The organism is Microbacterium sp. S1037 (assembly GCF_048381605.1).
Taxonomy (GTDB): domain Bacteria; phylum Actinomycetota; class Actinomycetes; order Actinomycetales; family Microbacteriaceae; genus Microbacterium; species Microbacterium testaceum_B.
Genome location: NZ_JBLWIG010000001.1, coordinates 1,925,289 through 1,938,159, shown reverse-complemented (window position 1 = coordinate 1,938,159; position 12,871 = coordinate 1,925,289). Strand labels below are relative to the sequence as shown.

Below are 12,871 nucleotides of genomic sequence, written 5' to 3'. Positions count from 1 at the left end.
GACGCCGCGTGCCGGGCGGACCGCGCCCGACGCCGCGGGGCCGGAACGACCCGCGTGGCGCCGGGGCGTGGCATCCGGATCACTCGTCGCCGATGACGCCGATCCCCGTCGCCTGGTGGTCGACGTTCGGGTCGTCCTTCGTCGGGGCCTTCGACGCCTCGTCGGGGTCGTTCTCCTGACTCGGCTTGACCGTGGGGTCGTCGCCGAGGTCGGCCGCGTCGTCGGCGGGTGCGGAGTTCTGGGGGTCGCTCATGGCATTCCTCTCGTCGCGTGTGCGTCCAGCCTGGCAAGGAGGCCGCGGGCGCTGCAGAGGCTTGACCGGGGGCGCGGCCGGGCCTAGCGGCCGAACAGGGCCCGCACGCGACGGCCGAGAGACGGGGTCAGCACGACCGCTCGACCGTTGACGTCTACCGTCACCGACGTCGCGCCGAACATGCCCGCGGGGACGGGGACCGCATCGCCGCGGACGTACGCCTCGGCCACGTCGACGTAGACGGCCAGGAGGCGGGCGCTCTCGTCCTTCGATGAGGTGGCGTCGACGAGCTGCGTCCGGTGGCCGGTGTCGGTCTCGACCGAGAACCAGCGGGATCCCGGTGTCGAGACGACCGCCCAGCGCGCCCCGCGGGCGAAACGCGCATGCGCGGCCCCGTCGCGAAGGTCGGTGGTCACCTCGAGGTCGGTGTGGGCGAGGGCGAGGACCTCGAGCATGGCCAGGGCCTCGGCCGCGGTGACGTAATCGGCGCGGTCGGCGCTCAGGCCGCCCCACTCGAATCTGCGCTCGCCCATGTCCCTCCCCGACTCGCGTTCCCCGAGCGTAACCCCGACGCCGGCCATGGCGGCGGGGCTCGGCATCCGGATGCGAAAGCTGAGCGGAAGCTGAGAGACCTCTACGATGAGCGCATGCTGACTTCGAGCCCGTACTCCATCACCGACCAGACCTCGATCTTCGCGCTGAGCGCGACCAACTCGCTCATCGGCCTCGCCGTCTACGTGCTGCTCGTCGTGGCGCTGTGGCGCGTGTTCACCAAGGCCGGGTACCCGGGGTGGCTCGCGATCATCCCCATTGTGAACCTCGTCTTCCTGACGAAGATCGCGGGATTCTCGGGATGGTTCGCGCTGCTGTACATCATCCCGATCGTCGGATTCGTGTTCTACATCATCGTGTCGATCCGCGTCGGCCGTGCCTTCGGCCACGGCTGGTTCTTCTCGATCGTGCTGCTGGTGCTGCTGCACATCATCGGGTACCTGATCCTCGCTTTCAGCAGCGACACGTACCGCGCCGAGCGCATCTGATCCCGGTCGGGATGCCGAGGCGGAGGGCCCCGACGAACGCGCGCCCGCGGTCGTCGGGGCCCTCGCGGTCTCGGGCCCGCGTCAGGCGGGACGCAGGCGATCGTCGGGATGCAGGCTGCGCAAGCGGACCGAACCCTCGACGATCGCCCGCAGCGCCCGCGGGCTGAGCTCGAGCTCGGCCGAGACGCGATCGAGGCCCGCCCCCGACGACACGGCCGACCGCAATGCCGCTTCGGCGTCTCGCGCGGCGTCGTCGACGTCGGCAGACGTGCTCGCGACGAACGCGGCGAGCCGTGCCTGGGCGGCGCGGATGGCGGCGCGCTGGCGCTCGAGCGCACTCGCCGCGCTCACGCGGACACCTCCGCGCTCTCTCGAGCAGCCGGACGCAGGCGGGCGCCGAGGCGCGCGGCGCCGGCGAGCGTCAACCCGGGCACGTAGCAGCGCAGCAGCGCCAGGCCGATGGCCGGCAGGTGGGTGGCATCGGGGTAGATCATCCACATCGGCGCGAACTCCGGCTGGAACTTCTTCTTGAAGTTCGCCAGGGAGCGGAACCCGTACGCCGGCTCGAGCAGAGCGCTGAGCTGTTCGAGCACACGATCGACGGCGGGGAGGTCGGCGGCATCCCCCTCTCGATGGGATGCCAACGGCGAGCCCGACAGGCTGAGGACCGAGCACCCCTCGGCCCGGGCCTGCTCCACCACGGCTCCGATGACGAACTCCATGACGCCGTTCATCGCGTCGTCGCGGCGCCGCATGACGTCGAGCGCGTAGCCGACGACGCCGTCCCATCCGCGTACGGGCAGCCAGCTCGTCACCGCGACGATGCGCCCCTCACGATCACGCGCGAGCATGAGACGCACCGCCGGATCCGCCGTCTCGTCGAGACCGCCGAGCGTGAATCCCATCTCCGGGATCGTCTTGTCGGCGACCCACCCTTCGGAGATCTCGCGCAGCTGCGCGCGGTCGAGGAAGGTGAGGTCCATCCAGCGCGTCCACTGAGTCGTCACGCCCTCGCGAGCGGCGCGGTTCGTCGCGGTCCGGACGTCCTGTCGCTTCTTGCCCGTCGGCGTCCACGTGCGCGGGTCGAGCAAGGCCTCATCGGCGACGCTCGTGTGCTGCCACCCGAGATCCGCGAGGGCGTCCCGCGTTTCGTCATCGACGCTGTAGAACACGGGCGTCCAGCCGTGCTCCCCGCAGAAGTCGACGAACGCGCGTCCGATGCCGGGCCGCGCGCGGTCGGCGCCGAACGCTCCCCCGAGCGTCACCGCGACGCCGCCGGAGACGCGGTACGCGAACGCCGCGTCGGCATCCGGGGCGAACCAGTAGGCATTGCCCGGCCAGGTCGTCATCCACGCGAGCGTCCCGCCGCCCCCGCGCTCGAGCACCGCGCGTGCCCGCACGCGATCACCGGTCGCCTGGGCCTCGCTCGAACGGACCACGAGGCGCAGGGCGGCCACGAGGCACACGGCCCAGAAGACCGCCGATGGGAGATACCAGATCGCCTGTGCCCACGGCGTCAGCGGGACGAACTGCACCGACTCGACGGGGAGCAGGGTGGGCGGGAGCAATCGCAGCGGCAGCGTCTGAACGAGGAAAGCCGCGTCCGGGCGAGGGCTGAACTGGTCGGCGAATCCCAGCGTCCCCGCGAGCGTGAACGCCAGGGTCCCCGACGCCGCGATCCCGACGGTCAGCGCGAAGGACGAACGCGCGCCGGGGACGGACGGCACGGGCGCGGCTCGACGGAACACGAAAAGCGTCAGTGCGACGACGAGAGGAACCAGAGCGCTGACAGCGAGACCGACCAGGGTCTGCCACACCGAGATCGCGTCCGTCGGACGCACCGCGGCCAGGTCGGCGAGCGTGGAAGGCTCCGTGACCGCGAAGAGGTACGCCACCCCGGCGAACACCAGCAGGTTCATCGCGATGGCCAGGCTGAGAGCACCGCGACGCCCGCGCAGGATCCCCCACGACGCGACGAGGAGGATCGCCAGCGGCAGGATCGCGATCCATCCCGCGAGCGGCTGCAGTTCCGCGTAGTTCTCGGCGGACGGGCACGGCAGGGCGGAGGAGCCCACGCACACGATCCCGTCGGCCGATGTCAAAGGGTCCATGGACAGCCACCCGTAGACCGAGAGCAGACCGGCACCGCTCCCCCACACCGTGGCGATGACGGGTCCGATCGCCGTCACCGCGGTGAGGGCCGAGAGGAGGACCCGCGTCTCATGGTGGGAGCTCCGCTGGACGCGGAGCCGCGCGCGCCGACCGCCCGCGAGCATGCCGATCGCGAGCCCGACGGGCAGAGCCACGAGGGCGTACAGGTCGCTCGCCGACGCGGAGTAGAGGAAAAGGGTCAGGGCGACGAAGACACTCGCCAGCCGCACGCGTCGGCGCCACAGCGCACCGGCGAAACAGCTGGATGCCATGGTCACCGCGAGGAGCGCGGCGATCGGCGGAGCGCCCTCGAACGGTGGAGAGTTCAGCGGCAGCGCGGGCAGGAACGACGTCTCGACCACGCCGATCGCGAGCCCCAGGACCGAGATGGCGACCCCGCCTCCGATATACGCGAGGAGCACGCGCCGAGCCCCCATCATGCGCTCGGCACCGGCTCCGATGAGCAGGATCGCCGCCACGATGAACGGGAGCAGCCGGAGGTCGTCGACCCGGAACAGTGCGACGAGGACGGCACGGAGGTCGAGCGGGGCGTCGATGAACGCGGCCGTGCCCACGGGCGAGAGGCTCACCGTCGTCACGACGGCGGCGAGCGCGAGCGCCGCGAACGGCATCGTGAACCGCCGGGCGCGGTGAGAGTCCACCACGACGTCGATCGAGGGGTCGGTGAGGGGAGGCGGTGCCGAGGCGACGGTCGAGGGCATGAAACAGTGCTCCGAAGCGATTCGTCGCACGCACGGAGCGGCGGCGACACTTCATGCTCGCCGACCGAGGTGAACGAAGGCATCCACCTCTGGGTGTATTCGTCTCCGCTGGTCGGCGGGGCCCGCCTCGCTACACCGGGCGATACACGTCGACGCTGTCGGGGCGCTCCGACGCCGCCGCGACGAGCGCGACGACGCCCAATCCGAGGGTCGGGGCGAGAAGCGACAACACCCCGATCATGTTGGCCGCGACCAAGACATCCTGCCCCGCCCCCGCGCCGAAGAGAAGGGCCACGGTCGCGTACTGCAACGCTGCCGCCCCGACGCTCACGCACAGAGCCCACATCGGCATCCAACGCCACCGGCGCGGCACGGCCCCCAGCCGTGCGATCTGCACGGCGGCGACGAGTCCGGCGGCGAGAGAGACGATCGTTCCGCCCCAGGAGACGACGGAGGTCGCGACAACCGCCGGGTCGTCCGGCGAACGCACCTCCGGAAGGGCCATGACCACAGCATCCGAGACCAGCGGCGTCACCGCCACGACGATGAGCGCCGTCATCCCGAGCGGTCTCCGACCGACGACGCTCGCGTCGCGAGAGAACCCCACCGCGAAGGCGAGCACGCCGATCGCCCAGACGATGTCGATCACGACGCGCAACGCGAACCCATTCAGCGCGTGCTGCCCCGCGAGAAGGGTCAGCACTCCCGCCACTCCGAGCAGGATGCCCCCGGTCCGCCACGTCCTCGTCCTCGCCCGCATGCCTCCAGGCTATGCGGCACGGCCGGGAAGACGGGTACCACGGGAAGACGGATGCCACGGACGCGCGGTTGCGTCCGTGGCATCCGGTTCAGTCACCCTTCACGTTGACGATCTGCCGCAGCGTGTGGCGCACGGTCACCAGGTCGGCGGCATCCGCCATCACCCGGTCGATCGGCTTGTACGCGTGCGGGATCTCGTCGATGAACGCGTCGGTGTCTCGGTACTCGATCCCCGCCATCGCCTCACGCAACTGCTCGCGCGTGAAGGTCTTGCGCGCCGCCGACCGGGAGTACTCCCGGCCCGCGCCGTGCGGCGACGAGTTGAGCGAGAGGGCGTTGCCCCTCCCCTCGACGACGTACGAGGCGGTGCCCATCGAGCCGGGGATCAGCCCCGGTCGACCGGCATCCGCCATGATCGCGCCCTTGCGGGACACCCACACCTGCTTGCCGAAGTGCCTCTCGGACTCGGTGAAGTTGTGGTGGCAGTTGATCCGCTCGCGCTCCTCGACGGGTGTGTCGAGGAAACGGCCGAGCTGGTTCGCGACGCGGTCCATCATCTCCTCGCGGTTGAGCAGGGCGAAGTGCTGGGCCCACCGGAGCTCGCGGATGTACCGGGTGAACTCCGGCGTTCCCTCGACCAGGTAGGCCAGGTCGGGGTGCGGAAGCTCGATCCACCACTGCTTCGCCAAACGCTGCGCCACCTTGATGTGGTGCTGCGCGATGCGGTTGCCGACGCCCCGGGACCCCGAGTGCAGGAACATCCACACGTCGTCGTTCTCGTCGAGCGAGATCTCGATGAAGTGGTTGCCGCTGCCCAGCGACCCGAGCTGCTGCCGCCAGTGGCCGGCGTAGGTCGTGGGGTCGAAGCCGGCCTTCTCGGCGAGTGCCTCGAGCTCGGCCACGCGCGGCTCGGCGGTCGCGACGATCTTGCGATTGTCACGGCCCGCCGACAGCGGGATGGCGCGCTCGATCTGCTGCCGCAGCTCCGCGAGATCCCGACCGTCGAGGTCGGAGGCGTGGAACTGCGTCTTGACGGCGATCATGCCGCAGCCGATGTCGACACCGACGGCCGCGGGCATGATGGCGCCGAGCGTCGGGATGACCGAGCCGACCGTCGCGCCCAGGCCCAGGTGGGCGTCGGGCATGAGGGCCAGGTGGGGGTGGATGAACGGCATGGTCGACGAGGTGCGGGCCTGCTCGATGGTCTTGTCATCGATCAGGCTCGCCCACGACACCAGTCGCTCGGTGAGCTTCTGCATGGATCCTTTCCTTCGTGTGATGCGCGACTGCGCGAGGGGGTCGAGCCTCGAGACGGGGCACTCCCCCACACGGCGGAAAGAGAAACGCCCCGACCTGACGGTGCGGGGCGTGCAAGAACGAATGTCTAGACGACCGGCGCCGGAGGGTACGACGAGAGGAGGAACGGCAGGTACTGCTGCTCCGTGCGGCGATCGCGCTTCGCGGTCATCGTCTCGTCTTTCCTCGGCTGTCGTGCCGGATGGCACGGACTAGCGAACATAACGGATGCCGCGAACTCGGCGCAAGAGTCGCGGCATCCTGGTCACCCTTCGATCGATCGGGTGCCGCCGTCAGGCCTGGGTGGGCTGATCGAAATCCCAGTCGATCGGCCCTTCGTCGTCGGCATCCGGATCGGGCTCCACCATGCGCAGCTGCGTGTGCGGGAAGAAGCGGTGGTCGCGCAGTTCTTTGGCCGCGTGCGAGAAGTCGGGTTCCTCGTCATCCCATTCAACCGGCGCGGAGAGAACGTCGTTTCCGACGCCGATGACGAGCTCAGCCTGAGCGACCTTGTTGTCGCTCGTGACGATGGGGATGCTCACCGCCTCGGCCTGCCCCTCCTTCGCCACCGCCGCCGTCAGCTCGATGAGCGACGAGGCAACGTCGTCGGTCGTCAGGACGGTTTCTCCGGCATATGTCACGCAGCGCATGAGTTCACCCTGCGGGGAACCGGTCGAAGCCGAGGGTGGGTTGCCTCCACGGGAACCGTAGGGTACGGCTCATTCGCGCCGCTGAGCGGAGCGGAACAAGACCTCGTCGAGTTCGAACCACACCGCGCGCACCGTCTCGAACTCCCCGAACGGTTCCGGAGGCGGGTCGGCGAGCGAGAGACGGTAGCCGCGAGGGAGATCGTCGACGTGCTGTCCGTCGCGCGGGCCGCCGACGAGCACATAGATCACGAGGACTCGACCGCCGCGTCCTCGATGGCGCCATGCTCGCCGGCACCGCCCTCGACGGCGACGCCGTCGACAGCGTCGCTCATGCGGCGGAGGAAGGCCACCACCACGGCGGACTCCTCGGGCGTCATGTCGATGACCGCCGCGAGCATGCGCTCGTGCATATTGCCGAGCGTCTGGCGCACCTCGGCGTCGGCCCGGGGCGTCGAGCGGATGAAGATGCTGCGACGATCGCCGGGGTTGGCGACGCGAACGATGTGGCCGGAGCGTTCCAGCCGGTCCAGCAACGCCGTGGTCGAGGCGGTGGAGAGCCCGAGGTAGCGCGTCAGTTCGCCCGGACGCACCTCACGTGACGGGTCGCGCAGAAGGTAGCGCAGAACGAGGAGCTCGTTCTCGCCCATCGACATGGAGTCGCGCGTGCGGCGGCGCATGGCCACCTCGGCGGCGCGGTAGACCCGGAGGGCCTCGAGCACCGCCTTGTGCCGCTGCCGACGATCCGAGGGCGCGTCGCCGTACCAGTAGCTCGGCTGGGCGGCGTTCGTGCCACGGTTCGCGAGATCGACATCCGTCATGGCACACCTCCCCTCAGTTTGGGGAGACTATACCCCAGAATAATAGTTAGACGAACTAGTTACTAAGCGAGTATGTTCTTAGGAGAGCTAACCGCTGAGAGAGGAGCAACACATGGGCAACCTGTTCTACGCCACGTCGGCCGAGTCGATCGAGATTCCCGACCGCCTGCTTTCGCACATCAAGGTGGTCGTGACGACCAAGCTCCGTCGCAGCGAGAGCTTCACTCTCAGCTGGACCCATGTCGACGGCACCCCCGGCCGCTCCACCCTCTGGCTGCAGCCCTCGATTCCCCTCCGGTTCGTCTTCGACACGGCCGAACCCGAGACGTTGAACGCGACCGTGCTGAAGAACATGGCCGAGATGGCGAACTCGTCGGCGGGGCTCATGATGGACCTCTCCGCGGAGATCCCGGCGCACGACGCCGAGAAGCGCGTCTCCCCCTCGCGCCCGACCCCCGTCTCCTCGCGACGTTCGTCGCTGACCGCGGCGGCCTGAGATGACGATCACCTCCCCGCAGGCACCCACCCGCACGGCGCCCGCTCGCACCGTGCCCGCTCGCTCGGTTCCCGCTCGCACGGCCCCCGCGCGCACGATGTGGGCGAAGGTCGACACCGGGTTCTGGGTCGCTCACCACGGCGGTGAGTACTTCGGATCCGTCGACGAGGTCGCGGGCGGGTACGTCTCCCGCGACGCGCACGGCATCCCGATCGGTCGGTACGACGATCTCGACGCCGCGAAGGCCTCTCTCCGTTCCACCGCTGATCCCGTGAATGCCGCCCGTCGACGCCGCACGGAACGCCTCTCGCTCGCCGCGGCAACCGCGCTCGGCGCCACCGCCCTCGGCTTCGCCCTGACCGCCGGCGCTCTCGCGCCGCTCCTGTGATGACCGTGGACGGGAGCGACCTGCGCCACGCCGACCTGCGCGATGCCGATCTGCGCGACGAGGCGGACGAATTCGAAGACGCGGCCGCTGCGGCCTTCACGGCGCGCTACGGGGTCGTGCCTCTCTAGCGGTGTCGACCCCCTGGACACACCCACCGGGGCATGCCACCGTCGAGCGCGGGTCAGCGAACCGGCCCGTGACGAGAGGAAGAAAGCATGACGAACCACGACGGCCGCGCCGACGACGCCCCCGACGAAGACTCCAACGGGGCCGGAAGCGAGTCGCCCGATGAAGGCGCTGCCGCGCAGAAAGATGCCGACGAGGCTGCGACCACCGCGGACTCGCCGACGGGTGACATCTCGTAGCGGCGCTCAGAACGCGTAACGCAAGCGGCAGTACGGCAGCTTCTCGGCGATGAGTTCTGTCAGGGCGGCGACGCTCTGAGCTTTCAGCGGATGCCGATATCGCACATTGACGGCACCGTTCTGCGATGTCTTCTCTTCTTGCAGCCTCGGTGTCCACAGAAGCTCCTCGCCTCTCGGATGCCAGCCGAGGTTGACCTGATGCAGACCCTCGTTGTGCGTGAGGAAGATCACCTCGCACGCGAGCTGCGCTTTGGCGCGGGGGCGCAGGGTGGCATCGATCTCGTCGAAGAGTTCTCGCCAATCGGCGAGCCACGTCGGGGCGAGGATGACCGGCGAGAAGTTCACGTGAACCTCGAACCCCGCATCGACGAAGTCGTTGATCGCGGCGATGCGCTCCGAGATCGGCGACGTGCGGAGGTCGGTGACCTTCGCCGTCGCCGTTGGCATCAGTGAGAAACGGATCCGCGTGCGACCCGCCGGATCCCACTCGAGCAGGTCGCGGTTGACGAACTTGGTCGCGAAGGACGCCTTCGCCGCGGGCATCATGCGGAACAGATCGCACACGTCCCGGACGTTCTCGCTGATCATCGCGTCGACGGAGCAATCGCCGTTCTCGCCGATGTCGTAGACCCACGCCTCGGGGTCGCACTGGTTGGGATGCGTCTTCGGTCCGCGTGCAGCGACATGGCGGGCGAGGTGCTTCGTGATCTGCTCGATGTTCGCGAACACGGTGATCGGGTTGCTGTAGCCCTTCCGTCGCGGCACGTAGCAGTAGCTGCAGGCCATGGCGCAGCCGTTGGACAGCGAAGGAGCGATGAAGTCGGCCGACCGGCCGTTGACCCTGGTGGCCACGCTCTTCTTCACCCCCAGGACGAGCGCCTCGGTCTTGATGCGCACCCACCGAGCGACGTTCGTCTCGTCGCCGTGGACCTCGGGGATCTGCCAGTGCGAGGAGATCGGGACGATGTCGGCGTCGGGCCACCGCGCAACGATCTCGCGTCCACGCTCGAGCTCGAGCGCCGCGTCTTCCGCGTAGATGCGGGTGACGCGCAGCAGGTTTTCTCGAGCGACGGCCATCGTCCCGTTCTACTCCGGGGGTCCGACATCGGCCCCCGGCGGCATCGGCTGGCAGCGCGGACACCACCAGGTGCGGCGCTGCTCCGGGTCGCCCGCGACCTCCTCGCGCACCCGGACGCGAGTCCCGCAACGCAGACACGGTCGACCCGCGCGGCCCACCACCCAGTGCGACCGTCCCTTGCCCCGGTCCCCCGTCGTCACCTGGTACATCCCGGGGATCGTCGCCGAAATCCGCAGACACCGCGCGGCCAGAGCGACAAGCGCGTCGAGATCCGTCGCCCCGATGGGGGCGAAGGGATGGATGCCGCGCAGGAAGGCGAGCTCGTTGACCCACAGGTTGCCGAGACCCGCGATCCGCGTCTGATCGAGCAGCGCGGCGACGAAAGGCCGAGCGGGCGAGAGCGACAACCGCCGCACCGCTTTGACGGCATCCCAATCCTCCCGCAGCGGATCGGGCCCGAGATACCCCACCGCGTCGACCTCGCGCGCGGTCGGGAGGAGTTCGACCACGGGAAGGTCGAGCCCCCAGAGTTCACGGCCGTCGTCGAGGCGGAGGCGTACGCGGGCCTTCTCCCGCACGGTGGTGGGGAGAGCACGCCCCGCGCGGGTGAGGGTCCAGCTGCCCTGCATCCGTAGGTGCGTGTGCAGGGTGGTGCCGTCGTCGAAACGGGTCAGCAGGTGCTTGCCGTGCGTGTCGTACCCCCGGATCCGACGGCCCGCGAGCGAGGTGCCGGCGGCAGGGCCCGAGCGCAGTTCGCCGTCGCGCACGCGCTCCCCCGTCGTTGCCGCGTCGAGGCGCTGCCGCAGGCGATAGACGCTGTCGCCCTCCGGCACGGCTACGGAGCCGAGACGAGCTGGTCGTCGCGGGGCGCGAGATCCGGTCGCAACCGCGTGCCGAACTCGTGCCGCAGGGCGCTGAGCGCCGCCTGCCAGCCCGCGAGCCCGTGTACTCCCGGTCCGGGACTCGTCGACGACGAGCACAGGTACACCCCACTCATCGGGGTGCGCCAGGGGTCCGGGCTATAGACGGGGCGCCCGAGCAGTTGAGTGAACGTGGGCGCTCCGGCGGAGATGTCACCACCCGGGAAGTTGGGGTTCCACGCCTCGATGTCCTCCGCGGTGCGCGACGCCGATGCGAGGACGGTGTCGCGGAATCCGGGCGCGAACCGCTCGATCTGACGGACGATCGCCTCTTCACGGTCGGCGGGACTCCCCGACGGGACGTGCGTGTAGGCCCACAGCACGTGCTTCCCCTCCGGAGCGCGGCTGCGGTCGAACAGCGTCGGCTGGGCGGCGAGCACGTACGGTGCGTCGGGGAGACTCCCTCGGACCACCGCGTTCTCGGCCGCGGCGATCTCGGCCCGCGTCCCGCCGATGTGCACCGTACCCGTGCGGGCGATATCGGCGTTCGCCCAGGGCACGGGCTCACTGAGAGCGAAGTCGACCTTGGCGACACCGCCGCCGTAGCGGAACCTCTCGAGCGCACGACGGTAGGCCGGTGGCATCCGATCCCCCGCGAGACGGATGAGGGCACGCGGCGTCGTATCGAGCAGGACGGCACGGGAGGGCGGGAGCTCGTCGAGCGAGGTGACCTCGACGTCGGCGTGCAGCACCCCGCCGTACGCGCGGATGTCGGCGATCATCGCGTCGGCGATCGCCTGGCTGCCGCCGATCGGGATCGGCCACCCGCGGCCGTGGCCGTAGGTCGCGAGAACGAGACCCGCCCCGCCCGCCGCCAGGCTCGGCTGGGAGAGGATCGTGTGCGCCGAGACGCCCGTGATGAGAGCCGGAGCGACCTCTTCTCGGAACCGTGCGTTCCACCAGGGGCCGCCCTGTTCGAGCGAGCGGATGCCGAAGAAGAACGCCGCGAGAGGGTCTCCCGGGATGCGCAACAGGGCGTTGCCGGTGAAGTCGGCCACGCCGCGGAGATGGTCGACCAGCGGACGCATGAGGCGCTCGTACGCTGCTCCATCGACGCCGAGGGCGTCGGCTGCCCGCTCGAGGTCGCGGAAGGCGAGGCCGGCACGGCCCCCGTCGAGCGGGTGGGCGTACGACACCTCGGGCACGACGAGCGGCACCCGGCGATCGAGCCCGAACTCACGGAAGAACCACGACTCCAGCGCGAGAGGGTGCACGGCCGAACCGACATCGTGGTGGAAGCCGGGGAGCGTCAACTCGGCGGTGGAGGCCGCTCCCCCGAAGGTCGCGGAGCGCTCGTACACCGCCACCGACAACCCCGCACGGGCGAGGGTGACAGCGGCGGCGAGACCGTTCGGCCCCGAGCCGACGATGATCGCGTCGTAGTTCTCGCTCATCGGTCGATCGGCTCACGTTCGGCGGTCGACTCGTGACCGCGCGCCGCCGAACCACCGCTCGTCCCGGGCGCACCACCCTCGGCGAGGTAGGCGAGACGGTGGAGCGTCTCCGCGTTGCGACAGCGCGTGATGGCGTCGAAGACGACGTCCGGGAGCAGCGTGGTCGGACCGGTGACCGGCTCCTCCTGCAGGCGCACGACGCACATGTCGCCGCGCGCCTTGACGTCGACGGCCACGCGCGCGATGCCGATCGGACCGCCGTGCGGCTCGAGCACCGCGCGCCGGGGCGGATCCCACACCCGCATGATCGTCGTGTCGTTCACCAGGGCGGGCCAGGATCCGAAGGAGTGATGCAGAGTCGCCCCCTCGGCGGGCCACTCCTCCGCCACGTCGCGCATACGCGACGCGCCCACCACCCACAACGGGTAGAGCCAGCCGTTGGCGAGCACGCGGAAGACGTCCTCGGGAGCACAGCGCATCAGACGCACGTTGCGGGCCACGGTCGCTCCTCCTCGTCAGCGGGATGTGCGTCCACGCTACG

General features: G+C 69.9%; 18 protein-coding genes. 5 read left to right on the top strand and 13 right to left on the bottom strand.

What is annotated here, in order from left to right:
- Positions 1 to 79: 79 nt before the first annotated feature.
- The gene (locus tag ACMW4R_RS08680) at positions 80 to 253 is read right to left on the bottom strand and encodes a hypothetical protein (protein ID WP_193751225.1); all 174 of its coding nucleotides are present in this window, start codon (positions 251 to 253) and stop codon (positions 80 to 82) included.
- Positions 254 to 336: 83 nt separating this feature from the next.
- Positions 337 to 786 (bottom strand): hypothetical protein, encoded by a 450-nt coding sequence (locus ACMW4R_RS08675; protein ID WP_058597245.1) that lies wholly within the window; start codon positions 784 to 786, stop codon positions 337 to 339.
- A 114-nt stretch (positions 787 to 900) separates the two neighbouring features.
- Here ACMW4R_RS08675 and ACMW4R_RS08670 point away from each other — a divergent pair, with 114 nt between their 5' ends.
- Positions 901 to 1,293 carry a DUF5684 domain-containing protein gene (locus ACMW4R_RS08670; protein ID WP_193751224.1) on the top strand — a complete coding sequence of 131 codons (393 nt, stop codon included), beginning with the start codon at positions 901 to 903 and terminating at the stop codon, positions 1,291 to 1,293.
- Positions 1,294 to 1,374: 81 nt separating this feature from the next.
- Here the strand turns inward: ACMW4R_RS08670 and ACMW4R_RS08665 are convergent, their stop codons facing one another.
- The 7 genes from ACMW4R_RS08665 to ACMW4R_RS08635 form a co-directional block, all read right to left on the bottom strand.
- Positions 1,375 to 1,644: a hypothetical protein gene (locus tag ACMW4R_RS08665; RefSeq protein ID WP_058614592.1), complete on the bottom strand. Its 270-nt coding sequence runs from the start codon at positions 1,642 to 1,644 to the stop codon at positions 1,375 to 1,377.
- Positions 1,641 to 4,166: a bifunctional lysylphosphatidylglycerol flippase/synthetase MprF gene (locus tag ACMW4R_RS08660; protein WP_418299670.1), complete on the bottom strand. Its 2,526-nt coding sequence runs from the start codon at positions 4,164 to 4,166 to the stop codon at positions 1,641 to 1,643. Before ACMW4R_RS08660 ends, ACMW4R_RS08665 begins: the two co-directional genes overlap by 4 nt.
- Positions 4,167 to 4,296: 130 nt before the next feature.
- The gene (locus tag ACMW4R_RS08655; RefSeq protein ID WP_418299669.1) at positions 4,297 to 4,926 is read right to left on the bottom strand and encodes a hypothetical protein; all 630 of its coding nucleotides are present in this window, start codon (positions 4,924 to 4,926) and stop codon (positions 4,297 to 4,299) included.
- A gap of 88 nt (positions 4,927 to 5,014) precedes the next feature.
- Positions 5,015 to 6,184 carry an RtcB family protein gene (locus ACMW4R_RS08650; protein WP_418299668.1) on the bottom strand — a complete coding sequence of 390 codons (1,170 nt, stop codon included), beginning with the start codon at positions 6,182 to 6,184 and terminating at the stop codon, positions 5,015 to 5,017.
- Between the two features lie 330 nt (positions 6,185 to 6,514).
- On the bottom strand, positions 6,515 to 6,871 hold the full coding sequence (locus tag ACMW4R_RS08645) for a hypothetical protein (RefSeq protein ID WP_241490575.1): 357 nt from the start codon (positions 6,869 to 6,871) through the stop codon (positions 6,515 to 6,517).
- Positions 6,872 to 6,940: 69 nt separating this feature from the next.
- On the bottom strand, positions 6,941 to 7,120 hold the full coding sequence (locus tag ACMW4R_RS08640) for a hypothetical protein (protein ID WP_058597240.1): 180 nt from the start codon (positions 7,118 to 7,120) through the stop codon (positions 6,941 to 6,943).
- Positions 7,117 to 7,689 carry a MarR family winged helix-turn-helix transcriptional regulator gene (locus ACMW4R_RS08635; protein WP_058597239.1) on the bottom strand — a complete coding sequence of 191 codons (573 nt, stop codon included), beginning with the start codon at positions 7,687 to 7,689 and terminating at the stop codon, positions 7,117 to 7,119. The genes ACMW4R_RS08640 and ACMW4R_RS08635 overlap by 4 nt, the downstream gene beginning before the upstream one ends.
- Before the next feature lie 112 nt (positions 7,690 to 7,801).
- On the opposite strand from ACMW4R_RS08635, the gene ACMW4R_RS08630 reads away from it, so the two are divergent.
- The 4 genes from ACMW4R_RS08630 (at position 7,802) to ACMW4R_RS08615 (ending at position 8,938) form a co-directional block, all read left to right on the top strand.
- A complete protein-coding gene (locus tag ACMW4R_RS08630) occupies positions 7,802 to 8,185 on the top strand; it encodes a hypothetical protein (RefSeq protein ID WP_058597238.1) in 384 nt (127 codons plus the stop codon).
- Position 8,186: 1 nt separating this feature from the next.
- Positions 8,187 to 8,573 carry a hypothetical protein gene (locus tag ACMW4R_RS08625; RefSeq protein WP_418299667.1) on the top strand — a complete coding sequence of 129 codons (387 nt, stop codon included), beginning with the start codon at positions 8,187 to 8,189 and terminating at the stop codon, positions 8,571 to 8,573.
- On the top strand, positions 8,573 to 8,701 hold the full coding sequence (locus ACMW4R_RS08620) for a hypothetical protein (RefSeq protein ID WP_275044498.1): 129 nt from the start codon (positions 8,573 to 8,575) through the stop codon (positions 8,699 to 8,701). The genes ACMW4R_RS08625 and ACMW4R_RS08620 overlap by 1 nt, the downstream gene beginning before the upstream one ends.
- A gap of 87 nt (positions 8,702 to 8,788) precedes the next feature.
- Positions 8,789 to 8,938 carry a hypothetical protein gene (locus tag ACMW4R_RS08615; protein WP_193751363.1) on the top strand — a complete coding sequence of 50 codons (150 nt, stop codon included), beginning with the start codon at positions 8,789 to 8,791 and terminating at the stop codon, positions 8,936 to 8,938.
- Between the two features lie 6 nt (positions 8,939 to 8,944).
- On the opposite strand, the gene ACMW4R_RS08610 is transcribed toward ACMW4R_RS08615, so the two are convergent.
- The 4 genes from ACMW4R_RS08610 to ACMW4R_RS08595 are packed head-to-tail and all read right to left on the bottom strand — an operon-like array spanning position 8,945 to position 12,830.
- Positions 8,945 to 10,015, bottom strand: a complete 1,071-nt coding sequence (locus tag ACMW4R_RS08610) for a spore photoproduct lyase family protein (protein ID WP_418299666.1) — start codon at positions 10,013 to 10,015, stop codon at positions 8,945 to 8,947.
- A gap of 9 nt (positions 10,016 to 10,024) precedes the next feature.
- On the bottom strand, positions 10,025 to 10,849 hold the full coding sequence (locus ACMW4R_RS08605; protein ID WP_418299665.1) for a DNA-formamidopyrimidine glycosylase family protein: 825 nt from the start codon (positions 10,847 to 10,849) through the stop codon (positions 10,025 to 10,027).
- 2 nt (positions 10,850 to 10,851) lie between these two features.
- Positions 10,852 to 12,330, bottom strand: a complete 1,479-nt coding sequence (locus ACMW4R_RS08600) for a phytoene desaturase family protein (protein WP_418299664.1) — start codon at positions 12,328 to 12,330, stop codon at positions 10,852 to 10,854.
- Complete coding sequence (locus tag ACMW4R_RS08595; RefSeq protein ID WP_418299663.1) at positions 12,327 to 12,830, bottom strand: SRPBCC family protein; 504 nt, start codon at positions 12,828 to 12,830, stop codon at positions 12,327 to 12,329. Before ACMW4R_RS08595 ends, ACMW4R_RS08600 begins: the two co-directional genes overlap by 4 nt.
- Positions 12,831 to 12,871 lie beyond the last annotated feature (41 nt).